Annotated in this window: 23 protein-coding genes; 11 read left to right on the top strand and 12 right to left on the bottom strand. The window is 64.3% G+C overall.

All coding sequences use genetic code 11. The features are described 5' to 3' along the window. Positions 1 to 48 precede the first annotated feature (48 nt). Both coaBC and VI234_RS09390 read right to left on the bottom strand, forming a co-directional pair. Positions 49 to 1,215, bottom strand: a complete 1,167-nt coding sequence (gene coaBC, locus VI234_RS09395; RefSeq protein ID WP_336329830.1) for a bifunctional phosphopantothenoylcysteine decarboxylase/phosphopantothenate--cysteine ligase CoaBC — start codon at positions 1,213 to 1,215, stop codon at positions 49 to 51. Positions 1,216 to 1,262: 47 nt separating this feature from the next. Then, on the bottom strand, positions 1,263 to 2,009 hold the full coding sequence (locus VI234_RS09390; RefSeq protein ID WP_336329829.1) for an NAD(P)/FAD-dependent oxidoreductase: 747 nt from the start codon (positions 2,007 to 2,009) through the stop codon (positions 1,263 to 1,265). 155 nt (positions 2,010 to 2,164) lie between these two features. On the opposite strand from VI234_RS09390, the gene pan1 reads away from it, so the two are divergent. The 6 genes from pan1 to VI234_RS09360 all read left to right on the top strand — a co-directional run bounded on the left by pan1 (position 2,165) and on the right by VI234_RS09360 (position 7,709). Further along, on the top strand, positions 2,165 to 3,379 hold the full coding sequence (pan1, locus tag VI234_RS09385) for a proteasome-activating nucleotidase Pan1 (protein ID WP_336329828.1): 1,215 nt from the start codon (positions 2,165 to 2,167) through the stop codon (positions 3,377 to 3,379). A 128-nt stretch (positions 3,380 to 3,507) separates the two neighbouring features. Then, positions 3,508 to 4,089, top strand: a complete 582-nt coding sequence (locus VI234_RS09380; RefSeq protein ID WP_008310473.1) for a DUF420 domain-containing protein — start codon at positions 3,508 to 3,510, stop codon at positions 4,087 to 4,089. A gap of 305 nt (positions 4,090 to 4,394) precedes the next feature. Further along, positions 4,395 to 5,618, top strand: a complete 1,224-nt coding sequence (locus tag VI234_RS09375; RefSeq protein WP_008310470.1) for an HD domain-containing protein — start codon at positions 4,395 to 4,397, stop codon at positions 5,616 to 5,618. A gap of 21 nt (positions 5,619 to 5,639) precedes the next feature. Beyond that, positions 5,640 to 6,665 carry an amidohydrolase family protein gene (locus VI234_RS09370; protein ID WP_336329827.1) on the top strand — a complete coding sequence of 342 codons (1,026 nt, stop codon included), beginning with the start codon at positions 5,640 to 5,642 and terminating at the stop codon, positions 6,663 to 6,665. 33 nt (positions 6,666 to 6,698) lie between these two features. Then, entirely contained in the window at positions 6,699 to 7,157 is a 459-nt protein-coding gene (locus VI234_RS09365) for a hypothetical protein (protein ID WP_008310466.1), read from the top strand. A 72-nt stretch (positions 7,158 to 7,229) separates the two neighbouring features. Further along, positions 7,230 to 7,709, top strand: a complete 480-nt coding sequence (locus VI234_RS09360; RefSeq protein WP_008310464.1) for a universal stress protein — start codon at positions 7,230 to 7,232, stop codon at positions 7,707 to 7,709. A 20-nt stretch (positions 7,710 to 7,729) separates the two neighbouring features. Here VI234_RS09360 and VI234_RS09355 read toward each other — a convergent pair whose 3' ends face one another. From VI234_RS09355 to VI234_RS09340, 4 genes are all read right to left on the bottom strand, one after another. Then, positions 7,730 to 8,677, bottom strand: a complete 948-nt coding sequence (locus VI234_RS09355) for a biotin--[acetyl-CoA-carboxylase] ligase (protein WP_336329826.1) — start codon at positions 8,675 to 8,677, stop codon at positions 7,730 to 7,732. Positions 8,678 to 8,758: 81 nt separating this feature from the next. Next, complete coding sequence (locus tag VI234_RS09350) at positions 8,759 to 10,603, bottom strand: acetyl-CoA carboxylase biotin carboxylase subunit (protein WP_336329825.1); 1,845 nt, start codon at positions 10,601 to 10,603, stop codon at positions 8,759 to 8,761. Between the two features lie 219 nt (positions 10,604 to 10,822). Further along, on the bottom strand, positions 10,823 to 11,128 hold the full coding sequence (locus VI234_RS09345) for an acc operon protein (protein WP_336329824.1): 306 nt from the start codon (positions 11,126 to 11,128) through the stop codon (positions 10,823 to 10,825). A gap of 2 nt (positions 11,129 to 11,130) precedes the next feature. Next, positions 11,131 to 12,681: an acyl-CoA carboxylase subunit beta gene (locus VI234_RS09340; protein WP_008310456.1), complete on the bottom strand. Its 1,551-nt coding sequence runs from the start codon at positions 12,679 to 12,681 to the stop codon at positions 11,131 to 11,133. Between the two features lie 141 nt (positions 12,682 to 12,822). On the opposite strand from VI234_RS09340, the gene VI234_RS09335 reads away from it, so the two are divergent. Then, positions 12,823 to 13,446, top strand: a complete 624-nt coding sequence (locus tag VI234_RS09335; protein ID WP_336329823.1) for a uracil-DNA glycosylase family protein — start codon at positions 12,823 to 12,825, stop codon at positions 13,444 to 13,446. 58 nt (positions 13,447 to 13,504) lie between these two features. On the opposite strand, the gene VI234_RS09330 is transcribed toward VI234_RS09335, so the two are convergent. Next, a complete protein-coding gene (locus VI234_RS09330; protein ID WP_008310454.1) occupies positions 13,505 to 14,296 on the bottom strand; it encodes a helix-turn-helix transcriptional regulator in 792 nt (263 codons plus the stop codon). Positions 14,297 to 14,520: 224 nt separating this feature from the next. On the opposite strand from VI234_RS09330, the gene VI234_RS09325 reads away from it, so the two are divergent. Then, on the top strand, positions 14,521 to 15,501 hold the full coding sequence (locus tag VI234_RS09325; protein ID WP_008310453.1) for a DMT family transporter: 981 nt from the start codon (positions 14,521 to 14,523) through the stop codon (positions 15,499 to 15,501). Positions 15,502 to 15,598: 97 nt separating this feature from the next. Here VI234_RS09325 and VI234_RS09320 read toward each other — a convergent pair whose 3' ends face one another. Then, positions 15,599 to 16,936, bottom strand: a complete 1,338-nt coding sequence (locus VI234_RS09320) for a sodium-dependent transporter (RefSeq protein ID WP_008310452.1) — start codon at positions 16,934 to 16,936, stop codon at positions 15,599 to 15,601. Positions 16,937 to 17,251: 315 nt separating this feature from the next. Here VI234_RS09320 and VI234_RS09315 point away from each other — a divergent pair, with 315 nt between their 5' ends. Next, positions 17,252 to 17,548: a DUF5789 family protein gene (locus VI234_RS09315; protein WP_008310451.1), complete on the top strand. Its 297-nt coding sequence runs from the start codon at positions 17,252 to 17,254 to the stop codon at positions 17,546 to 17,548. A gap of 154 nt (positions 17,549 to 17,702) precedes the next feature. On the opposite strand, the gene VI234_RS09310 is transcribed toward VI234_RS09315, so the two are convergent. Then, positions 17,703 to 18,413, bottom strand: coding sequence for an SDR family oxidoreductase (locus VI234_RS09310; protein ID WP_336329822.1), 711 nt, complete (start codon positions 18,411 to 18,413; stop codon positions 17,703 to 17,705). 94 nt (positions 18,414 to 18,507) lie between these two features. Then, positions 18,508 to 19,464 carry an NADPH:quinone reductase gene (locus VI234_RS09305; protein WP_336329821.1) on the bottom strand — a complete coding sequence of 319 codons (957 nt, stop codon included), beginning with the start codon at positions 19,462 to 19,464 and terminating at the stop codon, positions 18,508 to 18,510. A gap of 401 nt (positions 19,465 to 19,865) precedes the next feature. Here VI234_RS09305 and VI234_RS09300 point away from each other — a divergent pair, with 401 nt between their 5' ends. Continuing rightward, positions 19,866 to 22,067 (top strand): methyl-accepting chemotaxis protein, encoded by a 2,202-nt coding sequence (locus VI234_RS09300; protein ID WP_336329820.1) that lies wholly within the window; start codon positions 19,866 to 19,868, stop codon positions 22,065 to 22,067. A 2-nt stretch (positions 22,068 to 22,069) separates the two neighbouring features. Next, entirely contained in the window at positions 22,070 to 22,780 is a 711-nt protein-coding gene (sop2, locus tag VI234_RS09295; RefSeq protein WP_336329819.1) for a sensory rhodopsin II, read from the top strand. A gap of 319 nt (positions 22,781 to 23,099) precedes the next feature. On the opposite strand, the gene VI234_RS09290 is transcribed toward sop2, so the two are convergent. Then, positions 23,100 to 23,432, bottom strand: a complete 333-nt coding sequence (locus VI234_RS09290; protein ID WP_336329818.1) for a hypothetical protein — start codon at positions 23,430 to 23,432, stop codon at positions 23,100 to 23,102. A 150-nt stretch (positions 23,433 to 23,582) separates the two neighbouring features. After that, positions 23,583 to 24,542 (bottom strand): transcription initiation factor IIB, encoded by a 960-nt coding sequence (locus tag VI234_RS09285; protein ID WP_008310442.1) that lies wholly within the window; start codon positions 24,540 to 24,542, stop codon positions 23,583 to 23,585. Positions 24,543 to 24,606 lie beyond the last annotated feature (64 nt).

Raw genomic sequence — 24,606 nt, 5'->3', positions numbered from 1 at the left:
GACCGGAGCAACGGAACACGCAAAACTATTTCGTAATCGGTTACGCGGTCAGCCACGACTGGACAGATGGTCACCGAGTTCGTCGGCGACACGAGCGCCCAGCCCTTCCTTTTCTCCGACGTACTCCGTGGCCGTGTCCGCGTCGACGAGCAGGGCGCGCGTCTCGTCGGCCCCCATCACGCTCGCGTCGTTGGCGACCACGAAAGTCAGCCCGGCCCGCTCGCGTATCTCGCGGGCGCGCTCGATCAGCGTCTCGTCGTCGCCCTCGGTTTCGACTTTGAACCCGACGATAGGGAGGTCGGGGTGGGCCGACCGGACGGTGTCGATGAGCTTCGGCGTCGGCGAAAGCGTCAGCGTTAGCCCTTCCTGCCCGCTCTTGATCTTCTCGGGAGCCTGCTCGACGGTGTAATCCGAGATAGCCGCTGCCGAAACAAGCGCGTCGGCCGAGTCGGCGACCTGACACACGGCCTCGGTCATCTCCGTGGCGGATTCGACCTGCTCGACGGCCGCGTAGGGCACGTCCGGCCCGTCGTGGACCAGCGTCACGTCGGCCCCACAGACGTAGCAGGCCCGCGCGACCGCACGCCCGGTCTGGCCTGAAGAGCGGTTCGAGAGCGTCCGCACGGGGTCGACTGATTCCGTAGTTGCGCCCGCTGTCACAATAACATGTTCGCCCGCCAGCGGCCGGTCATCCGCGGCCCGTGCGGTCGCCGTGACGATGGCCGCCTCAGTCGCGATCTTGGCCTTCCCCTCCTCGATTCGCGGGTCCACGAACTCGACGCCCCAGGACTCGACGCGGTCGATGGCGTCCAGTACGCCGGGGTGGTCGTACATCGGCTCGTGCATCGCCGGCGCGACGACAACCGGCACGTCCGCGCCGAGGGCGGTCGTCGCACACGTCGTCACCGGCGTGTCGTCGATTGCGGCGGCGACCTTCCCGACGGTGTTTGCCGTCGCCGGCGCGAGCAGGAGCACGTCCCCCCAGCCCGAGCGCCCGCAGAGGTCGACGTGCTCGACGCTGCCCGTGATTTCCGTCACCACGTCGTTGTCCGTCGCGAACGCAAGTGCCCACGGGTGGATGATGCCCGTCGCGCTGTCGGTCATCACCGCCCGGACGGACGCGCCCTGCCGTCGGAGTTCGTGTGCGAGTTCCACCGTCTTGACGGCCGCGATAGAGCCCGACACCCCCAGAACGACGTTGACTCCGGTCAGCATACCAGCCGGTTCGCAGTGCTGGGGTAAAAGCCCCTGTCTCTCCGGCGTCAGTCTGATAGCTCGTCCTGGTCGACGCTCGGGTGCATCGTCGGCTCGCCCGGCATCGGCTCCTCGAAGTACCGCCGCATGACCTCCAGTGACTCCTGTTCGCGTTGCTTGCGCTCTGCCTCGTCGATCTCCTCACAGCCCGGCGGAACCGGGCGGTCGCGGCCGGTGAAATACCCCTCCGGCGCGGTCCAGTCGTGGTAGAAGTCGATGTCTGCGTCCTCCAGCAGCGTGAGCCCGACCTGTGCGCCGTGGCCCGCGGCGACGATGGTCTGGTGGTGCTGCTCGGCCAGCCGACCGGCCGCGTACAGCCCCTCGATGTCGGTCCGCCCCTGGTCGTCGGTTGAGATGAACTGCTTCGACCCGCGGTCGATGAGCCCGATTTCCAGTCCGTCCAGATACGAGGGGTCCGACCAGGACGCGGCGATGAGGTACGTCGCGTCGTAGGACTCACCGTCGGCACAGGTCACCTCGAAGCCCCCCTCGGTTTCCGCCACTTGCTCGGCCTCGCCGTCGATGAACCAGACGCCGGCCCGACGCGCCTGTGCCCGCATGAGTTCGAGCAGGAGCCGAGGGTTGATTCCCGCCGGGAATCCGGGGTAGTTCTCCAGGTGAGCATTGCGGTTCAGTATCGACTCACCGGTCGAGATGATCCGAGTCGACAGGTCGGCGCGAGCGGTGTAGATCGCCGCCGAGAGCCCGGCGACGCCCCCGCCCACGATGATGACCTCTTCGCGGTCGGTTGGCATGGACAGATGTTCCCAGTGGGGGCCAACAAACGTGCCGGTTTGAGACCTATAGACAGAAAGCGGCCAGTAGCGGTCTCCTCAGGGCACACGCCGGGCGATACAGTTTCTGAGACTACCCGAAGCCTCATAACGATACACCCACTAAAGGCGTCGTAATGACCGACACCGTCGACGAGGTCGATATGCCGTACGACGATGACGCGTCTCAGCAACAGAAGATCGAGGCGCTGCAGGAGCGGCTTGAGGTGCTTGAATCCCAGAACGAGGAGATGCGCGACAAGCTGCTGGACGCGAACGCGGAGAACAACAAGTACCAGCAGAAGCTCGAACGGCTCACGCACGAGAACAAGAAGCTCAAGCAGTCACCGCTATTTGTGGCGACCGTGCAGGAGCTCTCCAGTGACGGCGTGATCATCAAACAGCACGGCAACAATCAGGAGGCCCTGACAGAGGTCACCGACGAGATGCGCGAGGACCTCGAACCCGACGACCGCGTCGCCGTCAACAACTCCCTCTCTATCGTCAAACAGCTCGACGACGAGACCGATGTCCGCGCTCGCGTCATGCAGGTCGACCAGTCGCCGGACGTCACCTTCGCCGACATCGGCGGCATCGAAGAGCAGATGGAAGAGGTCCGCGAGACCGTCGAGATGCCGCTGAAGAGCCCCGAGATGTTCGAAGACGTCGGCATCGACCCGCCGAGCGGCGTCCTGCTGCACGGCCCGCCCGGCACCGGGAAGACGATGCTGGCGAAGGCCGTCGCCAACGAGACCGACGCGACGTTCATCAAGATGGCCGGCTCCGAGCTGGTACACAAGTTCATCGGCGAGGGCGCGAAGCTCGTCCGCGACCTGTTCGAACTGGCCCGTCAGGAGGAGCCCGCCGTCGTCTTCATCGACGAAATCGACGCCATCGCAGCCAAGCGAACGGAGTCAAAGACCTCCGGCGACGCCGAGGTCCAGCGGACGATGATGCAGCTGCTCTCGGAGATGGACGGCTTCGACGACCGCGGCGACATCCGCATCATCGCGGCGACGAACCGCTTCGATATGCTCGACCGCGCCATCCTCCGCCCCGGCCGCTTCGACCGCCTCATCGAAGTCCCGAACCCCGACGTCGAGGGCCGCGAGCAGATCTTCAAGATCCACACCCGAAGCATGAACGTCGCCGACGACGTAGACTTCGAGGCGCTGGCCGAGGAGATAACGGACGCCTCCGGTGCTGACGTGAAGGCCATCTGTACCGAGGCCGGGATGTTCGCCATCCGCGACGACCGCACTGAGGTCACGATGGCGGACTTCCACAACGCCTGGGAGAAGATCCAGCAGGAGGAGACCGACGACGAGGACGTCTCCCGGACCTTCGCCTGATTCGGCCACGCTTCTATTGCAGTTCTTTTCTGTTTTCCGAGTTAGCAGCCACTGCTCCGGCCCGCAATCGCGCTGTCGTTCTCGTCCGTTTCAGAACACAGTTACCACTCCGGTCCTGAACTGTTGCTATGGCCGTCGCAGACACACTCCAGTCGCGTGCCCGCGCTCGTCCGCGGCTCGTCACCGCTGTCGTCTCGGTCGTTGGCTACGCGCTCGTGTTCGGCGCGTTCGGTGGCGTATTACCCCTCCCCGAGTTCTCGAACGACACCGTCATCCTGCTGGGTGACGCAATCGCCGTCGTCAACAGTATCGCCTTGCTCGCAATCGTCGCCGGCGTCTACTTCATCAAGAACGACCAAGTACAGAAACACCGCGCGGCGATGCTAACCGCCTTCACCCTCATCATGGTGTTTCTGGCCCTGTACATCCTCAAGGTCGGCGGCGGCTTCGAGAAGGAAATCGTCGCCGAAGGGTTCGTCTGGACGGCGTACATCGTGATGCTCGCCATCCATATCCTGCTGTCCGCGGTGTCCGTGCCCGTCGTCGTTCACGCCGTCGTCCTCGGGCTGACACACTCCCCTGCGGAACTCAGGGAGACGGTCCACGCCCGCGTGGGCCGCATCGCCGTCTCCGCCTGGGGGCTGAGCCTCTTTCTCGGGCTCGTCACCTACGTCATGCTGAACCACATCTACGGCTGGGTTCCCCGGTAGCAACAGGAGTCGTGGCGCGTGTTCGAGTTGTGTTTCGTTTAGCAGGACTGGACGCAAAGAGCCAGAAGACCCCCTTTCAACCCTACCCATACCGGCTGACCAACCGGCTACGGGTGGGACTGAAAGGGGCGGCTGGCTTCGGGAAGACGGCCGAAGTAAGCACCGCAACGCAGTGAGGAGCACAGCGAGGCCCTCGACCGAAGCCAGCCGGGGCTTTCTGACTGTCCACACACTGATTTGCTTAATAAACACTACACGCGTTCGGTGGCGAACGATTTTGCCGGCCGCCGTCGTAGGCCACGGCAATGACCACAATCAAGGACAGCGTCCACGACCACATCGAGGTTCAGGGCGTCGCGGCGGCGTTGCTCGACACGCCGCCGGTCCAGCGGCTCCGGCATATCTCACAGCTCGGCACGGTGACGCTCGTCTACCCCTCGGCGAACCACACCAGATTCGAGCACTCGCTTGGGGTGTACCACCTCGCGGACCGGGCGCTGTCGCATCTCGGAATCGAGGGCCAGCAGGCCGAACGGGTCCGCGCGGCGGCGCTCCTCCACGACGTGGGACATTCGCCGTACAGCCACAACGTCGAGGCGCTTATCCACCGTCGGACAGGCAAGTACCACGACGACGTGGACGAACTGCTGGGCGACGGTCCGGTCGCGCGGGTTCTCTCGGAGCACGGCCTCAACCCCGACCGCGTGGCCGGTCTGGTCGCCGGCGAGGGCGAACTCGGCCAGCTCGTCTCCGGCGAACTGGACGTCGACCGAATGGACTACCTTGTCCGTGACGCCCACCACACGGGCGTGCCCTACGGGACGATCGACCACGAGCGGCTGGTCCGGGAGCTGTGTTTCGTCGACGGCGAACTCGTCCTGGACGAGGGGAACGTCCAGACAGCCGAGTCGCTCCTGCTCGCGCGGGCGCTGATGAACCCCACCGTCTACCAGCACCACGTCGCCCGAATCGCCAAGTCGATGCTGCGCCGGGGGACGGAGGAACTGCTCGCCGCGACGGACGCGACGGCCGAGACGCTGCGCCGGTGGGACGACAGCGACCTGCTCGTGGCGCTCCGGCAGTGTGACGCGACGGCGGCGTACGCGCGGCGGCTGACCCAGCGGGACCTGTACAAGCGCGCCGTCTGGGCGGAGTGGGGGGCCGTGCCCGACGAGGTTCTGGCGGCCGACCACGAAGCGGTCGGCGCGATGGAGCAGGCTATCGCCGACGAAGCGAACGTCGACAGCGACGCTGTTGTGCTCGATATCCCGCCCGAACCGTCGATGACCGAGTCGAGCAGCCGCGTCCTCGTCAACGGCGACGTCCGCCGGCTCGGCGAGCAGTCGACACTGGTCAACGCCATCCGCGCCGCCCAGCGCGACCAGTGGCGGCTCGGCGTCTACGCGCCGGCGGACGAGAGCGAGCGGGTCGGTGCGGCGGCGATCCGCGAACTCGGACTCGATCTCGACGGGGCCAGAGTCCGGGACGTGCGGACGGGCATCCATGCCACCCTCGATGAGTTTAACTGAGAGAACAGGCGAACGGAGAGTATGATTCTCGAAGGGACGATTCTGACGGGACGGTCGTTCGAGGCTGTTGAGGGCCGTGTCGTGGTCGAAGACGGGGAGATAGCCGCCGTCGAGGAGACCGCGGTCGACAGCGACGACATCGTGGTCCCGTCGTTCGTCAACGCTCACACCCACATCGGCGATTCAATCGCCAAGGAGGCTGGGGAGGGACTCTCGCTGGAAGAACTGGTCGCGCCGCCGGACGGTCTGAAACACCGGTTGCTTCGCGATGCCAGCCGGGACGAACTGGTGGCCGCGATGGCACGGACGCTGTCGTTCATGGAGCAGTCCGGGACTGGCGCGTTCATCGAGTTCCGGGAGGGCGGCGTCGAGGGCGTCCGCGCGATACAGGACGCGCTGGCGGGTTCAGACCTTGACAGCGTAATTCTCGGGCGCGAGACGACGGATGCGATGGAACTGGCCGACGGGTTCGGCGCGAGCGGGGCCAACGACGGCGAGTTCGGGGCGGAGCGGCGCACGACCCAGGAGGCCGGGAAGCTGTTCGGCATCCACGCGGGCGAGGTCGACAGCTCCGACATCAACCCCGCGCTCGATCTGGACCCGGACTTCCTCGTCCACATGGTTCACGCCGAGTCGCTGCATCTCGAACGGGTCGCCGACAGCGAGATCCCCGTCGTCGTCTGTCCCCGGTCGAATATCGTCACCGACGTTGGCCGTCCGCCGGTCGAAGAACTGGCCGACCGGACGACAGTCGCGCTCGGGACGGACAATGTCATGCTCAACAGCCCGTCGATGTTCCGCGAGATGGAGTTCACCGCGAAGCTGTACGACATTTCCGCCCGAGAGGTGTTACGGATGGCCACGGTCAATGGGGCCGAAATCGCTGGGCTTGGCGGCGGTCTGGTCAAGCCCGGGCAGCCAGCACGCCTGCTCGTTCTCGACGGTGACTCGGATAACCTCACCGGGGCGCAAAATCCCGTCCGGGCTGTCGTTCGCCGGGCGGAGACGGCCGACGTTCGGCGGGTCGTCCACCCCAAGACTGAATAATTCTTATCACTGCGGGAATAGTATCCTTGGACGATGCCCTCCACCACCGACCGCGCCCTGAGCACACCGGCGAAGATACTCCTGTACGGCCTGCTCGGCGTCGTCTCGCTGATCGTCGTCCTCACCGTCGTGAGTTTCGTGTTCGAACTGCTGTGGGGCCTTATCGGGCTCCTGTTCGGTATCGTTGCTCTGGCTGCCACCATCGGCGTCCTGGCGGCTATCGGCTACGCCGTGTACTGGCTCGCTTCGAGCATCACCGGTCAGGACGAGGCGACGCCGTCGACCACCGATGTGTCAGAGACGCGGGCTACCGACACGGCAGGTGTGACCAGCGCCGACGAGACAGACTCCGTCGAACGACTCTCCGAACGCTACGCTAACGGGGAGATAACCGAAACCGAACTGGAACGCCGGCTCGAACAGGCCCTCGACGAACCGGCGCTGGATGGCTCCGGGGCAACAGAGTACGAACGGGACCGAGAGCTGAACTGAGCTCTATCCTGCTCGGTTGTTGTATGTTGTCTGTTACCAAACTATATCACCTCAGCCAGACAATAGTACGGCATGTACGACAGGATACTGGTGCCGACAGACGGCTCGCCGGGGTCGGAAGCGGTACTCACACACGCTGAAACACTCGCGACGACCCACGACAGCGAGATTCACGCGCTGTACGTCGTCGACACCGGCCGGTTCTCGACGCTCCCGCACGAACCGACGTGGGAGAGCGTCACCGACTCGCTCCACCGCGAGGGCGAGATGGCCCTGGACATGGTGGAGCGTCTCGTCGCCGACGACGTGACTGTCACGCGAGCCACAGCCGAGGGAAGCCCGAGCCAGGAAATCGTCGACTACGCGAACCAGCACGGTTGTGACCTCATCGTGATGGGAACCCACGGGCGTGGCGGCATCGACCGCCTGCTGCTGGGGAGCGTCGCCGAACGGGTCGTCCGGTCGGCCCACGTCCCGGTCGTTACCGTTCCGGTGGAGACAACGCTGCAAGATATCTCGGAGGACGAACAGCCTACCGGCGTCCCACAGTGACGTGTCTCCTGTCGTCGCCCTCACTCCGTAACCGGACGGAGATGTTCGCAATCTCCCGCTGAAACGACTTCTGTACCGGATTCTGTCTCGATGACGAGCGCGCCCGGGAACTGGATATCAACAGCTTCGCCCTCGATGGGGCCGCCCGGCGTCTCGACCCGGACCTGTTGTCCCAGCGTCGTCGCGTACTCCCGCCACGCCTCGACGACCTGCTCCGTGTCCTGGCGCAGTGAGTCGAACTCCTCCAGCAATCGCTGGGTGAACAGCCGTCTGTCGACCGGTTCGCCGCGTTCGGCCGAGAGGCTCGTCGGGTTCGCCTCGTCGGGTAAGTCCGCGGGGTCGACGTTCGCGTTGACGCCGATGCCCACGACGACCCACGAGACGCGGTCGGCCTCGCCTTCCATCTCGGTGAGGATGCCGACTAGCTTGCGTTCTTCCTCGCCGCGCCGGACGAGCACGTCGTTTGGCCACTTGATGCTGGCCTCGACACCGGCCTCGCGAGCGGCCCGCGTCACCGCCACGGCCGACGCAAGTGTAAACACCGGCGCGTGGGCCATCGGGACGTCGGGCCGGAACAGCACCGAGAGCCAGACCCCGCCGCTCGGCGAGTGCCAATCGCGGTCGAGTCGCCCCCGGCCGCCGGTCTGCTCGTCGGCCAGCACCACGACGTCCGACGCCCCCTCCGCCGCGAGGTCGCGGGCACGAGCGTTCGTGCTCGGGATGCTGTCGTGGTACTCGACAGAAAACGGCGCATCGAGGCCGTATTCGACCGCGCTCGCCCCGAACTCCGGTACCGAATCGAGGACGTAACCCGCGTCGTCGCTCCGGACCTCGAACCCCTCGTCGCGGAGGGCTTCGACGTGCTTCCAGACCGCGGAGCGCGAGATATCCAGTTCGTCGGCGAGGGTCGGCCCCGAGACGGGGCCGTCCGCCAGTGCGTCGAGCACCCGGTGGCGTGTCTCGTTCATATGCGGGGCTTCGACCGGCCGGAATAAAAGGCGTCTGCAGAAGCGATTCGGAATGGGGCGGCGTGATGCCCGGCCCCGACCTCACCTAATCACGAACAGCAGGTCGCCCATGTCGACGGACTCGCCCTCGCTGACGGCCACGTCGTTGATCGTGCCGCCGCGTTCGGCGACGATGTCGTTCTCCATCTTCATCGCTTCGAGCACACAGAGGACGTCGCCGGCCTCGACTTCGTCGCCTTCCTCGACGTTGACCTCTAGAATCGTCCCCTGCATCTCCGCGGCGACTTCCTGCCCCTCAGCGGCGGTGGCACTGCCGCCCCCGCCGTCGGAACTACTGCCGCCCTGTGGCCGCTGTGGCTGGCTCCCGCCGTCGGCGTCCACGTCGCCGACGTTGATCGGGGGTGCGCCGCGCTCTTCGAGGTCGACCTGGAAGCGCTTGCCGTTGACCTCCACGGTAAACTCGCGCTCGACGACTTCCTCGTCCTCGTCGCCGTCGGATTCGGTGACGGTGCCCCACTTCTCCTGGGCCTCCTCGACACGCGTCCGGTCGAGTTGCTCGTCGAGGTACTTCGTGGTGTGTGTGCCGCCGACGAACTTCTCGTCGGTGAGCATCAGGCGGTGGAACGGGATGACGGTCGGGATGCCGTCGATGTCGAAGTCCTTGAGCGCCCGTTTCCCGCGCTCGATACACTCCTCGCGGTCCCCACCGTAGGTGATGAGTTTCGCGATCATCGAGTCGTAGTCGGTGACGAGGTCGTCGCCCTGCCGGAGCGCGTCGTCGAGGCGGACGCCGATACCGCCCGGTGGGTCGTAGGTGTCGAGGCTGCCGCCGGTCGCGGGCGCGAAGTCGTCCGCGGCGTTCTCGGCGTTGATGCGGAACTCCATCGCGTGACCTTCGATCTCCACGTCGTCCTGTGCGAAAGTGATCTCCTCGTCCATCGCCACCCGTAGTTGCCACTTGACGATGTCGATGTCGGTGATCTCCTCGGTGACGCAGTGCTCGACCTGAATACGGGTGTTCACTTCGAGGAAGTAGAAGTTCGCGTCCTCGCCGAGCAGTTCACCCGGCTCGCGGTCGGTGTCCTCTTCGACGAGGAACTCGACGGTCCCGGCGTTGTAGTAGTCCGATTCGCGGACGCCGCGGCGGGCGGCGTCGCCGATTTTCTCCCGGAGAGCGTCGTTCAGGGCCGGCGATGGCCCCTCCTCGATGACCTTCTGGTGGCGGCGCTGGAGCGAGCAGTCACGCTCGCCCAGATGCCGGACGTTGCCGTGGTGGTCGGCGATGATCTGGACCTCGATGTGGCGGGGGTTCTCAAGATACCGTTCGAGATACACCGAATCGTTCGAGAAGTACGCCTCACCCTCCCGCTTTGCGCTTTCGAGTTGCTCCTCGGCTTCCTCGGGATCGTGGACGATCTTCATCCCACGGCCGCCACCGCCGCCCTCGGCCTTGATGGCAACCGGGAAGCCGTTTTCCTCGCCGAACTCGACGACCTCCTCGGGGTCCTCGACCGGGTCGGTCGTTCCCGGGACGATTGGCACGTCGGCCGACTGCATGATCTTGCGGGCCTTCGTCTTCTCGCCCAGCGCCTCCATCGACTCGCTCTCGGGGCCGACCCAGGTGACGCCGTCCGTCTCTTGGACGCGCGCGGCGAAGTCGGCGTTCTCCGCGAGGAAGCCGTACCCGGGATGGATGGCGTCGGCGTCGGCCTGCTTGGCAGCGTCGATAATCGCTTCCTGATCGAGATAGGAGTCCGCAGCACGGGCCGGACCGACGTTGTACGCCTCGTCAGCGTATCGGACGTGCCCGGCGTGCTTGTCGGCGTCAGAGTAGACGGCCACTGTGCCGATGCCCAACTCCTCGCATGCGCGCATCACGCGCACCGCTATCTCCCCGCGATTAGCGACGAGCACCTTATCGAACATACGCCCTCATACTGAGAGTCGGCCCATAAAACTATGCGCAGATAGCGGCCAAACTTACATATATAATCATGTTAGTATGGGACATGGCCGCAAATCCAGATAGGGCACCGCCAACTGATACGGATTGGTGTAGATTATTTCCGGATAGCTCCGACACCGGGGTCGGAGCATACCAATAAATCGCTCCACCAATCCGTATAACAGAAGAACTGTCCGTGGTCAGAACCGTTCGGTGCGGCCGGCGGCGCTCCAGGGGTCGGTCGGCGCGTCCGTGCGGACTCGAACGGACCGTTTCTGCGTAGCTTCGACGCGCCCGGAGAACGACCACTGTTTGCCGTCCCAGGAGTCCCCGTCGTCTGCCGCCGCAGCCGCCGCGGCCGCTGCCGCCGCGCGCTGGCGGTCAGTGAGATGCGCGCCGACAGCGACGGCAATGGCGGCCGCCTCGTCCGTCGAGGCGTCGTCGAGCTGTGCGGCGATCTCCGCGACCAGTTCGGCGTCGACAGCCGAGTCAGTGTCTGCCGCCATCGTTACAGTGGGATGTTGCCGTGCTTGCGGTCAGGCTGGTCCTTGCGTTTCCCCCTGAGGAGGTCCAGGTCGTCGATGAGCCGCGGGCGGGTCTCCTGCGGTTCGATGACGTCGTCGACGAAGCCGCGCTTGGCCGCCGTGTAGGGGTTCGCGAAGGCGTCGCGGTACTCGTCGATGAGTTGCTGCCGGCGGGCCTCCACGTCGTCGGCGTCTTCCAGTTCGTCGTCGTAGAGGACGTTCACCGCGCCCTTCGGCCCCATCACGGCGATTTCGGCGGTCGGCCAGGCGTAGTTCATGTCCGCGCCGATGTGCTTCGACGCCATCACGTCGTAGGCCCCGCCGTAGGCTTTCCGCGTGATGACGGTCACCAGCGGGACGGTGGCCTCCGAGTAGGCGTACAGGAGCTTCGCGCCGTGGTTGATGATGGCGTTGCGCTCCTGGTCCTTGCCGGGCATGAACCCGGGCACGTCGACGAACGTGAGAATCGGGATGTTGAACGCGTCACAGAACCGGACGAAGCGCGCGCCCTTCCGCGAGGCGTTGATGTCCAGCGTCCCGGCGTTGACCCGCGGTTGGTTGCCGACGACGCCGACGCTGTGGCCGTCCATGCGGGCGAACCCGATGACGATGTTGCGCGCGAAGTCCTCGGCGACCTCGAAGAAGGAGTCCTCGTCGACGATGTGCCCGACGACGTCCGTCATGTCGTAGGGCTTCTGCGGTGCGTCGGGGACGGCCGTCTTCAGCCCCTCGTCCCGGCGGTCAGGGTCGTCCCAGGGCTCGACCCGCGGCGGGTCCTCGACGTTGTTCTGGGGGAGATACGAGAGGAGATACCGGATATCGTCCATCGCGTCCTTCTCGTCGGCGGCCGTGAAGTGGGCCACCCCGGACTCGGAGGCGTGGGTCTTCGCCCCGCCGAGTTCGTCGAAGCCGACCTCCTCGCCGGTCACCGTCTCGATGACGTCCGGCCCGGTGATGAACATGTGGCTGGTCTCCTCGACCATGTAGACGAAGTCCGTAATGGACGGCGAGTACACCGCGCCGCCGGCACACGGCCCCATGATGGCCGAAATCTGCGGGACGACACCGCTGGCCTGCTGATTGCGGTGGAAGATGTCGGCGTAGCCCGCCAGCGAGTCGATGCCCTCCTGAATCCGCGCGCCGGCGGAGTCGTTCAGGCCGATGATGGGCGCACCCGTCTCGATGGCCTTGTCCATCACTTTACAGACTTTCTGTGCGAACGCCTCGCCCAGCGACCCACCGAAGACGGTGAAGTCGTGGGCGAAGACGTACACCCGGCGGCCGTCGACCTTTCCGTAGCCGACGACGACGCCGTCGCCTGGTACCTTCTTGTCTGCCATATCGAAGTTCGTCGAGCGGTGTTCACGGAGCGAGTCGATCTCGACGAAGGTACCGTCGTCGAGGAAGTAGTCGATGCGCTCACGAGCGGTGAGTTTCCCGCGGTCGTGTTGCGCCTCGATCCGTTCCTCGCCGCCGCCCCGCTCGGCCTCGGCTTTTCGTTCTCGAAGGTCCTCGACACGGTCATCGTGGCTCACGCGATATCACTTCTCCCGGACCGGAGCATATCCGACTCCTTGCGGGCATCCGAGAAAAGCGTTATCAAACTTCACCATTATTTCTCGTATTCGATAACCGAAACCGGCGGAGTTTTGAGCGATGGCCCGTTGAGTTCGCGCGTGAAGAACGTCACGGCCCGCCAGCACAACCCCTTCGGCTTCGACGCACCGTGTGAGCCGTTCGTGCCCGGGTACGGCGACGCCAACGCCCACTTCCACGTCATCGGCGACCATCCGGGTGTCCACGGTGGCGAAACGTCCGGCATCCCCTTTACCGACAACGCCGCGGGCGAACGTCTCCAGCGGGCGCTCGTCGAGGCCGGACTGCTGGCCGAAGCCGGTGCGCCACCGACCGTCGAAAAGACGTATCTGTCGTATCTGTACATGTGCGGCGGCGAACCGCCGACCGAGTCGGACTACGACGACCTGGAACCGCTGTTCGACACGGAACTCCGGGCCATCACCGCCCACGTTCTCCTGCCCGTCGGCGAGCGCGCCACGCGACATGTGTTCGCGAACACGACATCGGAGCCGACCGAGTCCATAGACATGGACGCGCGCCACGCCACGGAGGTCGTCGGGAGCGGCTGGCTCGTCTACCCCATCAAAGAGCCCGCGGAGTGGACCGCTGACGAGGAGGACGCCCTCGTCGACGCGCTGACCGCGCTGCTGGAGACGGACTACCGCCGCGAGGCGGACCTCGGACGGTTCATGCCGGGCGAGGACCCGTATCTGGTGCGGTAGCTGCGCCTCGACTGATTTCTCTGGCGGTCGCGGTTCCCGGTGACTCGAAACAACGGAATTACAGCGACCACTCGTCCGAGAGCGGGTCCGCGGACGCCCAGTACGTGTCGAACGTCTCGATAGCCCACTCGCGGACGGCCGGCGCGGTCGTGTCGATTGACGCCTGCAGGACGCCGTTGCCATCCCGCAGCAGGAGGTGGACCACGTCGTCGGCAATCATCACGGCGAGTGGCACGCCGTCGCTCCGGACCCGGACCGACGCGTCCGGCTCGACACGGAGCGATTCGAGCCGACGCCGGAGTCGGTCGTCCGCCGCGAGCGCGTCGATGGCGCTTGGCGAGAACACGCCCGAGAACCGCTGCTCCCCCGCGCTGACTCGTTCCTGAACGACCCGAATCGCCTGGTCGTTGAACGCGTGTGAGAAGGTCCGGACCTCCTCGGCGTCCCGAAGCAGGTCAAGCAGCCGCTGGACCGGCGCGTTCGGGCGCGTCTGGCTCGGGACGGTTATCGTGGCGTCGGCCAGATGTTGCAGGTCGAAGTCTATCGCGTCGGTGGGAAGGTACTGGACGATGTTGCGCAGCCGGCGCTCGGTTTCGAGGCTGTCGAGCAGGTCGGTGAACCCGTCGGCGACGATGCGGCCCGTCGCCGTTGCGACGTACTCGCCGCCCGTTCGGCGTATCCACGACCGCTCTTCGAAGTCCGCGATGATACGCCCGAGCGTCGCCTGTGACGCACCGGTTTCGGCCGCGAGTTCCCCGCGCGAGTGGGGGTCCGCCGCCAGAAGCCGTAACACCTCGACCCGGTTCGACGAGAGCGCGAGGAACTCGATCTCTTCGAGCGCCGATTCCATACCGCCGCGTTGGGGAGTCCGTCCTAAAGCGCTTTCGCAGTGTGAAATAATTTCACACCGTGAATATCCGCCACGGGTGTTCGGCCGTTTCGCGTTATGTAAGATTTTCTAAACGGCCCTATAAGCCTCGATCCCGTACCGTAGAGTACGATGACTCAGGTTTCTCCACGCCCTCTCTCTGTCGGCTGTGCAGATATTTCAGAAATTAAATACGAGGTGGCGGCATGATTTCGCGCCGCACGCTCGCCCTCGCTACGGTTGCCAGCGTCCTGCTCGGTGGGACCTTCGTCGGAGCGAAGGCAGGCCTCTCGTACCTCCCACCGCTTCTGTTCGTCGCCCTTCGGTTCGACATCGCCGCCGTCGTGCTCCTCGGCTACGTCGTCGTGACCCGGTCCCGGGACGAACTGCTCCCGCGAACCCGTGGCGACGTGCTGGCGATTCTCTCGACGGGTCTATTCGCGCTCGGCCTCGCGAACGCGCTGATATTCGTGGGCCAGCAGTCCGCCACCAGCGCGGTCGCGGCCATCGTGTTCAGTCTCAACCCGATACTGACGCCGGTGTTCGCCGCCATTCTGCTCTCCGACGAGCGGCTCTCGGCCCGCGGCGGCCTCGGGATGGTCATCGGCCTGCTCGGCGTCGGCCTCGTCGTCAGCCCCGACCCGGCGATGCTCCTGAGCGGGGGCATCGGCAAGCTCATTCTGTTCGCTGGCGCGACCAGCGCCGCGCTGGGCAGCGTCCTCATCCGGTGGTCCGGCGGCGACCTGTCGAGTACGGTCCGGACCGCGTGGGCGCTCCCCGTCGCCGCCGCGCTCTCTCACGCGCTGAGCATCGGCATGGGCGAATCGGCGGCCACGGCGGTCTGGTCTCCGACCGCGATAGCGGCCCTGCTGTACGTCGGTATCTTCGCCGGGGCAATCGCCTACATCGCCTACTTCGGCCTGCTCGATGTCACCGGTGCGATCCAGGCCAACCTCATCTTCTACGTGGTCCCCGTCGTGTCGACGCTTGGCGGGTGGGCCGTGCTCGGTGAGACTATCACCTCGACCGCAGTGGTGGGCTTTCTGACCATCTTCACGGGATTCGCGGTGCTTGGCAGCGAGTCGGTCGATATCCACGCACTGCTCCCGGGTACCGCTGACGAGGGTGACACTGCGTCCGAGAGTCTCGGCATCGCGGACGAACCACGCGGGTTCGAATCCGACTGAGATTGGCTGTTAGGGTGTCGTATAGCTGCTGTCAACCGGTCAGCCGGGTTGTTGAAAAGCGGGTCTGCATCCGCCGGAAACCGATACCGTACGTCGGTTATATCGGCGGGATGATCGCCGGGTCCTCGGCGAGGAACAGCGTCTGCAGGCCGAGCGCCAGCGTCAGGATGACGCCGAGGATGACCACCGTTCGGACCATCCAGAGCCAGGTCGGGCCGAACGCCCGGAGTCCACCCGTCCCCTGTCGAAGCTCGGCAACTGCGTCAGAGGAGAGCACCCAGCCGACGAACACCAGAACGAGCAGCACCGACAGCGGGAGGAACAGCTTGTACGCGAGCGTGTCGAACCAGCCGAACCACGCCAGGTCCCAGGCTGATGGGAATCCGAGAACGAACAGCACAACTCCGAGCATCGCCGACAGAGACACTCGCGAGTACGACGTGTTGTCGACGCCGTAGGAGACTGCAACTTCGAGCAGGCTGATCGCGGAGGAGATCGCGGCGATGAGGACAACGCCGAAGAACACGATACCGAGGAGTCGCCCCCCGGGGAGCTGTGGGAACGCCGACGCCATCGCGACGAAGATGGCGGACGGGCCGCTGGTGTCGGGACTGATGTTGATGGCGAAGAGAATCGGGAACACGACGAGACCCGCCAGCACACCGACGAGCGTGTTCGTCACGACGATGATGCCACCGTCGACCGGGAGGCTCTCGTCGTCACCGATGTACGAGGAGTAGGTGATCATGGCTGCCATCCCCAGCGAGAGGGTGAAAAACGCCTGTCCAACTGCGAACGGGATCAGGTCGCCGGCGTTCGCCGCCAGCGTGGAGAAGTCCGGCGAGAGGAAGTAGCTGTAGCCAGCGCCTGCTCCCTCGAGTGTGGTGACCCAGGCCGCCATCCCGATCATGAGGATGACGATGCTGGGGACCATCACCTTCGTCGCCTTCTCGATACCGTCCTCGACACCCACTGCGACGATGCCGACACAGATTAGCAGGAACAGCGCCTGCCCGGCGACGGCCTCTGGACCACTGGAGATAGCGCCGAAGTACTCCGCGGAGTTGCCGAAGTATGCGCCCGTCGCGCTACCGAGGATATACCGCATGACCCACCCGCCGACGACGTTGTAATACGAGAGGATCCAGAATCCCGTAAAGACGCCCAGGCCACCGACGACCCGCCACTGCTTGAACCCGAGTTCTGCGAACGCGTCGACGGCATTACGGTTCGTTCGCCGACCGATGATGAACTCCGCCAGCATTGCCGGGAAGCCGATGAGCAACACGGCGGCGAGGTAAAAGACGAGGAACACTGCGCCGCCGTTTGTCGCGGTCTTGAACGGGAACTGCCAGATGTTTCCGAGACCGACTGCGCTACCGATCGCTGCGAGAAGGAACCCGAGCCGTGAGGCCCACGTTTCTCTGTCACTCATTGTGATGCGGCATATTCTTCTGGGGTATAAAAACCACCGTGATTCCGGTTCGCAATACCATCCGATAGTATGAACAGTCTGACATCATTTGCGACGGCGAACAGCAGCAGCCGAGAGGTCCACACTGACACCTCCTTGCTGGTCATTTCTCGACAGCGCGGATATGTGACTTCGAATCTACCTATCTGACCACGTCTGGAATCTGTATCTCAAATAATCAAAAACAAATCCACGATGAAAATTGTTGGGTTTGATTCATGTTCGCCGCGTACTGTGGAACGTAGAGACCGAACCTCCGGTTCTCGGACAACAGACATGGACTATTCAGATACAGAGCGGATTGTTGATGAATCGCTCGAGTTCCCAGCGACGCATACGGCTGTGATTGAACAGATCGGTGCCATTGAAATAACGTCTCCCTCCGGTAACTCGGTGACTATTCAAGAGACGTTAGACCCGGTCGAAGAGGAGAGTTATCTGACCGCGGATGCGCTTTACACCTCGATTATCGGCAATCTCGACGAGACATTCATTGGACGCAAGTACTATGATGATCGCGGGGGGATCGCAATCGGAACTGAGATCAGAGACGAATCTACCGTCTCCTTCTGACGATTGCTCCCGCTCATCCAGACTCCCGGTCGCCGTTCTGGACACGATATCGGTGGGTGACCAGGCAATCACATCGATACCCAGAATAGTCACCCGTGACGTGGTGGACCGTACTGCCGGTAGACGACACTGTCCGACGGTTTAGCTAACAGTATCAGACCTCGCCGTACACCGGCACCGCTGCGCCGCTGGTCACGGTGGCGGCGTCCGAACAGAGGAACAACATCACGTCCGCGATGTCTTTCGGGTCGACCCACGTTTCGAAGTCGGAGTCGGGCATCATCTCGCGGTTCATCGGGGTGTCGATGACGCTCGGCATCACGGCGTTGGCTCGCACGGCCCCGAGGTTCTCCGCCGCGATGGTCTCGGTCAGTAGTCGGACGCCGGCTTTCGATGCGCGGTAGATACCGTCGCCGTCACCGCCCTCCAGTGACGACCGCGCGGAGACGGAGACGATTGCGCCCTCGGCAGCCCGCAAGTGTGGAATCGCGTGTTTCGACGCCAGAAACATCGTCTTCAGGTTCACGTCGAACAGGAAGTCGAACGTGTCCGCGTCCGTCTCGTGGATCGGTGTGCCACCCCGCCACGTCCCGGCGATGTTCAGCAAGTAGTCCAGTCGCCCGTGTTCGTCAACGACTGCGTCGACAGTCTCGGCGACAGCCTCCTCGTCGCTGAAGTCCGCCTGGTAGAAATCCACGCTGTCGGGATCGGACAACAGGAAGTCCTCGGTGTTCGGTTCGACGATGTCGCTGCCACAGACGGTCGTCCCGGCTTCGAGGAACGCGTTTGCGACCGCGCTGCCCAGCGCCCCGCCGATACCCGTAACCAGTGCTACCTCGCCGTCGAAATTAAATTCGGCTGACATACATCTGTCAACGGATAGTAGGAAGATAAATGCCCATCCCCGGAAACGCGAGGGGCGGGCCGGTAAACCGACGACGGGGTCCGCAGTAGCCGGTCTACGGCGTGACGACGAGTTTGCCGAGGAAGCTGTCGTTCAGTACGTCGTCGTGGGCGGCCGGGACGTCGTCGAGGTCGTACCGGCGGGCGACGACCGGCGTCAGGTCGTCGTCGGCCATGAGCGTCGCCAGCCGGTCCAGCACCGCGCCGAACTCGGGCGTATTGAACATCGAGACATGGTGGACGCTGAGGGCCTTGGCCCGGCAGCGCGGGACGTTCTCGAACGTCGCCGCGAGATCGGTGTTCCCGATAGCGGCGATTCGCGCGCCCTGGGCGGCCACCTCGGCGTCGAACGCGAGATAGTCGTCGAGCCGGTGGTCGAGAATCACGTCCGGCGCGCCGGCGTCGATCACCGCGTCGGCGAGGTCGTCTCGGCTGTAGTCGAACACGTCGTCCGCCCCGAGGCCGGCCAGCTGGTCGTGGTAGGCCGGTGACGCCGTCGTCGTGACCCGCGCCCCGTTCGCCGCAGCTAACTGGACCGCAACGTGGCCGACACCGCCGCTCCCGCCGTGAATCAGCGCTCGCTCGGCCGGCTCCAGCGCGCAGGCGTCGACGAGCGTCTGCCAGGCGGTGACGCCGACGAGCGCGACGGCCGCGCCCGCCTCGGCGGGCACCCCGTCGGGGAGCCGCGCCAGATGCGACTCCGGAACGGTGACGTACTCCGCGCAGGTTCCCTGAAGCCAGTTGCCCAGCCCGGTCGCGAACGCCCGGTCGCCCTCGGCGACGGTGGCCACGCGCTCACCGGTCGCGGCGACGGTCCCGGCGCAGTCTGAGCCGGGTATCCAGGGCAGTTCGCCCGGTTCGTAATCGCCGCTCCGGAAGTACGTATCAACCGGATTGACCGCCGCTGCCTCGACTTCTAGCAGGACCTCCTCCGGACCTGGTGTGGGTCGTTCAATGTCGTCGACGCGGAGCACATCCGTCCCGCCGTATTCGTGGAATCGTACAGCACGCATTGGGGTATGCGTCAGGTGGTACCGGCAAAACCTTTCCCCACGGACTGAGCGGTCCCGAATACGCTTCTCAACATATCGCGGTACGTTGAGTGACAGTGCCGACAGCGAACGAGTTGGGTCAGTACTCATATCGGTGACTGCGGAGGATACTATCAAAACAACATAACTAACCACCGTTAGCCGTGCTGGTGGCTATGGGTTTCCACAGTTAGCCGTAGCGTTTATCATCGGTGAAAATTGCGTAACAACCCTTTATTAGCACGTTTGCATAGCACTGGATGATGGAATCAGATAGGGACTCGCCACTCCCGGGTTTTATTGCTGGCAGTTACGCCGCTAGACTTGGGTTGGCGCTTTCATTCGCGATAATTATCATTATCGCTGCCGGGGTCCTGACAAGCGTGCAGGCGTCCGCCACTCTCGAGGAAGACGTTGCGGACGACATCACGGCGCTGTCAGAGACGCAGGCCGCACAGTTGGACGAATGGTTGACGACATCGCAGCGGGATGTCCGATCAACGTCGCGACTCCCCGTGTTCACTGACGGGACGAACACGGAGAAACAGCAACGACTGGAGGAGTTACGGTCCAACGATGAACTCCCGCCCGGTGTCGTCGCAGTGCACTACTTCGACACCGAGACAAACGAGATTCGCGCCAGTTCGAACCAGGACTTCATCGGGGTCAACGCTGCCGAGCAGGGCGCACCGTTCGCTACGGACCCGCCGCAGTTCGACGGTCCCGACGACACGCATGTGACGGAGCCGTTCTCTGTCTCGGTCGTCGACCATCCGATAGTGGCCGTCGTTTCGCCGGTCCCCGGTGACGAAGACAGAGCGCTCGTGTACATGATCGACCTCCGGGAGAAGGCCGATCAGATATCGAACCAGCGCGATGGGTCGTTTACCACGGTCGTCAACACTGACGGCGAGTTCGTCTCCCACCCCAACACCTCGATGATCGGGTCGACGGCACCGATCTCGGAGATGGAGTCGAACCCGCTGGGGACGCTCGAACCCGGCGAGAGCGCCTTCCACGAAACGGACAGTATGCTGATGGGACTGAACCGACTCGAATCACAGGACTGGGTCGTTATGGTCCACGCTGATCGCCAGAACGCGTACGCCCTGAGCGACCAGATCAACTCCGACCTCATCGGGCTCATTTTGCTTGCCGTCGTCAACCTCGGACTCATCGGAGTCACGATCGGCGGAAACACGATCGCTTCGCTGCGACGGCTTTCGGTGAAGGCCGAAGCGATGGCCGAGGGGGAACTCGACGTCGACCTCAGCACGTCACGCGAGGACGAGTTCGGAACGCTGTACGCCGCCTTCGACAATATGCGGGCGAACCTCCGGACGCAGATATCCGAAGCCGAAACCGCACGGCAGGAAGCCGAGGAGGCCAAAGAGCAGGCACAGACGGCCCGTGAGGAGGTCGAATCCGAACGCAACGAGATGGAGGCGCTGACCGGCCACCTCGAACTCAAGGCACAGCAGTACAGCGACGCGCTCGCCGCCGCCGCTAACGGTGACCTCACCGCACGGGTAGATACGGACAGTATGAACGAAGCGATGGCGGAGGTCGGCGAGGACATCAACACGACGCTGGATGCGCTCGAAGACACCATTGCCGACATGAAGGCGTTCGCGGCCAACGTCATCCAGTCCAGCGACCGCGTCAACTCGAACGCGGAGCGGGTCGACCAGGCCAGCAAGCAAGTGTCGAAGTCCATCAACGAGATTTTCGAAGGCACGACCGAGCAAAACGAGGGGCTCGAATCGGCGGCCGCCGAGATGCAGAACCTCTCGGCGACCGCACAACAGGTCGCTTCCTCCGCACAGCAGGTCGCTACTACGTCCCAGTCGGCCGCCGAAGTCGGTGAGGACGGCCGCGAAGCCGCACAGGAGGCTATCGCGGAGATGAGCGCCATCGAGGACGAGACCGGCGAGACCGTCGAGGAGATCAACGCGCTCGACGACGAACTCGACGAGATCGGCGAGATCGTCGGCGTCATCACGAGCATCGTCGAGCAGACGAACATGCTCGCGCTGAACGCCTCCATCGAGGCCGCCCACGCTGACGGTGACGGCGAAGGGTTCGCCGTCGTCGCGGACGAGATCAAGGGCCTCGCAGAGGAGACCAAAGAGGCCGCCGCCGACATCGAGCAGCGCATTGCGGGCATCCAAGAGCAGGCCGGCGACACGGTCGAGACGATGGAGTCGACCAGTAACCGGATTACTGAAGGCGTCTCGACGGTCGAGGAGACCGTCGACGCGCTGGAGACCATCGTCGAGTACACTGAAGAGGTCGACACCGGCATCCAGGAAATCGACCGGGCGACCGAGGAGCAGGCCCGTACCGCACAGGACGTGATGGGGACAATCGACGACCTGACGACGATCAGTCAGCAGACGGCGACGGAGGCAGATACTGTGGCCGGCGCGGCACAGGACCAGTCCGCGTCCATCGACGAAGTGTCGGACTCCGCAACGGAACTCAGGCAGCGGGCTGACGACCTCGAATCGCTCCTGGACCGCTTCACTGTCGAAAACTCAGCTGGGACGGACACCGACAGCACGGCTGCGGTGGGGGACGACTAACAATGGCAACCATAACGACCTGGTTCACGCTGGGACTACTGGGTGAACTGCTCGGGACGGCCGTGCTGGCGTACGGCTACACGCTCGTCCCCGAAGAGATGCGGAAGCGATACCTGCTGTTGATCGCCATCCCAGGTATCGCCATCGTCGCCTACGCCCTGATGGCGCTCGGCTTCGGCTCGATACAGAGTGGCGGCCACACGGTGTACGTGATCCGCTACATTGACTGGCTGTTGACGACGCCGCTCAACGTCTGGTTCCTGGCGCTCCTCGCCGGTGCAAGTCGGGAGGACACGGTGAAACTCGTCGTCCTGCAGGCGTTGACTATCGTCTTCGGGTTCGCCGGTGCTGTCACGCCATCGCCGATTAGCTACGCGCTGTTCGCGGTCGGCGCAGCGCTGTTCGGTGGCGTCATCTACCTCCTCTACCGGAACATTGCGGCGGCTGCGAAGTCGACCCTGTCCGACATAGAGATCAGCCTGTACCGCACGCTCCGGAACTTCGTCGTCGTCCTCTGGATGGTGTACCCGGTCGTGTGGCTGCTCGGTGCGGCAGGCCTGGGGCTAATGGACGTCGAAACCGCGACACTCGTGATCGTTTACCTCGACGTGGTCACGAAAGTCGGCTTCGGCGTCATCGCCTTGCTAGCGATGATGGACCTCGGGTCGGTCGGCGAGACTGCCGAGGAGCCGACAGCGGTTGCAGGGGACTAGCGAGGGGCGCGAACGAAGCGAGGGGCGCGAACGAAGCGAGGGGCGCGAACGAAGCGAGGGGCGCGAACGAAGCGAGGGGCCCTCGTTGTCGCGAGCGGGGAGGAACGATCCGCGAGCAGTGAGCGGCCCTCGTTGTCGCGAGCGGGGAGGAACGACCCGCGAGCAGTGAGCGGCCCTCGTTGTCGCGAGCGGGGAGGAACGACCCGCGAGCACTGAGTCGGCCTCGTTGACGCGGTCGGCGGCCGAAAACCCGCGAGCGGTCCCGACTTTGCGAGAAACTCACGGCACGTCGTTGTGTCGCCTCAACAGTGCCGGTCTTTCAGGACCGGTCCTCATTGACGCCACCAGACGGTTCTGCTTCGTCAGTCGCGTCGGCTGCCTCGGTCTCCTCGACGGTATCGAGTGCCTCCGGAAGCTGGTTCTCAATCAGCCAGAACGTCAACCGGTAGACGCCGTACCCGAGCAGGACGAACAGCACCAGGTCGATGAGATACAGTTCGACGAATTCGAGGAGCGAAATCTCGTTGAGCGCGAGGTCGCCGGACAGGATGAGAAACTCCAGCGTGGCGACGAGGAACAGCGCGGGTGCAAAGAGGATCACGAGTCCGATGACGAGAAGTGCGATCCGTTTCTGCGACGAGGAGACAGGCATACTTACGGTATCGGTGTCCAGACAGATAGTTCTGCACGCCTGTCGTTCCCAGTCCGGTAACGAACGTATAAGCTGCACTACCGGTGCCAGTACCTGCATAATGAGAGCGAACAGAGAACGATGCTACCGCACAACAGGGAACGCGGCCAGTCAGTGGATGCCCATCGCTTCGATCTGCTCCTGATACCGGTTCCGGATGGTGACCTCTGTCACCTGGGCCACGTCGGCGACCTCGCGCTGGGTCTTCTTCTCGTTGCACAGCAGCGAGGCGGCGTAGATGGCCGCGGCGGCGTAGCCGGTGGGTGATTTCCCCGAGAGCAGGCCCTGCTCGGCGGTCGTGTCGATGATCTCGTTGGCCTTGGACTGGACCTCTTCGGAGAGTTCCAGTTCGGAGGCAAAACGCGGGACGTACTGCTTGGGGTCGACCGGCTCCATCTTCAGTTCGAGTTCCTGGGCGACGTACCGATACGTCCGCCCGATCTCCTTCTGCTCGACCCGGGAGACGTCCGAGACCTCCTCCAGGCTCCGTGGGATACCTTCCTGTCGACAGGCCGCGTACAGACAGGCCGTGGCGACGCCCTCGATGGAGCGACCGCGGATGAGGTCCTCGTTGAGCGCGCGTCGGTAGATGACCGACGCGACCTCTCGAACCGAGCGGGGGACGCCCAGTGCGCTGGCCATGCGGTCGATCTCCGACAGCGCGAACTGCAGGTTCCGTTCGCCGGCGTCTTTCGTTCGGATGCGTTCCTGCCACTTCCGGAGGCGGTGCATCTGGCTCCGCTTCTCCGAGGAGAGTGACCGACCGTAGGCGTCCTTGTCCTTCCAGTCGATCTGTGTGGTCAGCCCCTTGTCGTGCATCGTCTGGGTCGTGGGGGCTCCGACGCGTGACTTGGACTGGCGTTCGGAGTGATTGAACGCCCGCCACTCCGGCCCGCGGTCGATGTTCTCGTCCTCGATGACGAGGCCACAGTCCTCGCAGACGAGTTCACCACCGCCGTCGCTAGATATGGACTCCGACTCACACTCGGGGCAGGTCTGCTGGCCCGTGCTCTCGGACTCCTCCTCGCGTTCCTCCTGGTCAGAATCCCGCTGGCGCGTCGGCCGTTCCATGTGTTCTTTTACGGAGAAAAGCCAATCACGTATAAATGTTTGGGCGAGACCAACAGATTTGCCG

Origin of the sequence: Haloarcula sp. CGMCC 1.2071 (genome assembly GCF_037078445.1) — an archaeon.
Classification (GTDB): domain Archaea; phylum Halobacteriota; class Halobacteria; order Halobacteriales; family Haloarculaceae; genus Haloarcula; species Haloarcula amylolytica.
The sequence above is the reverse complement of the archived record's forward strand: the minus strand, read 5'-3'. Positions and strand labels throughout refer to the sequence as shown.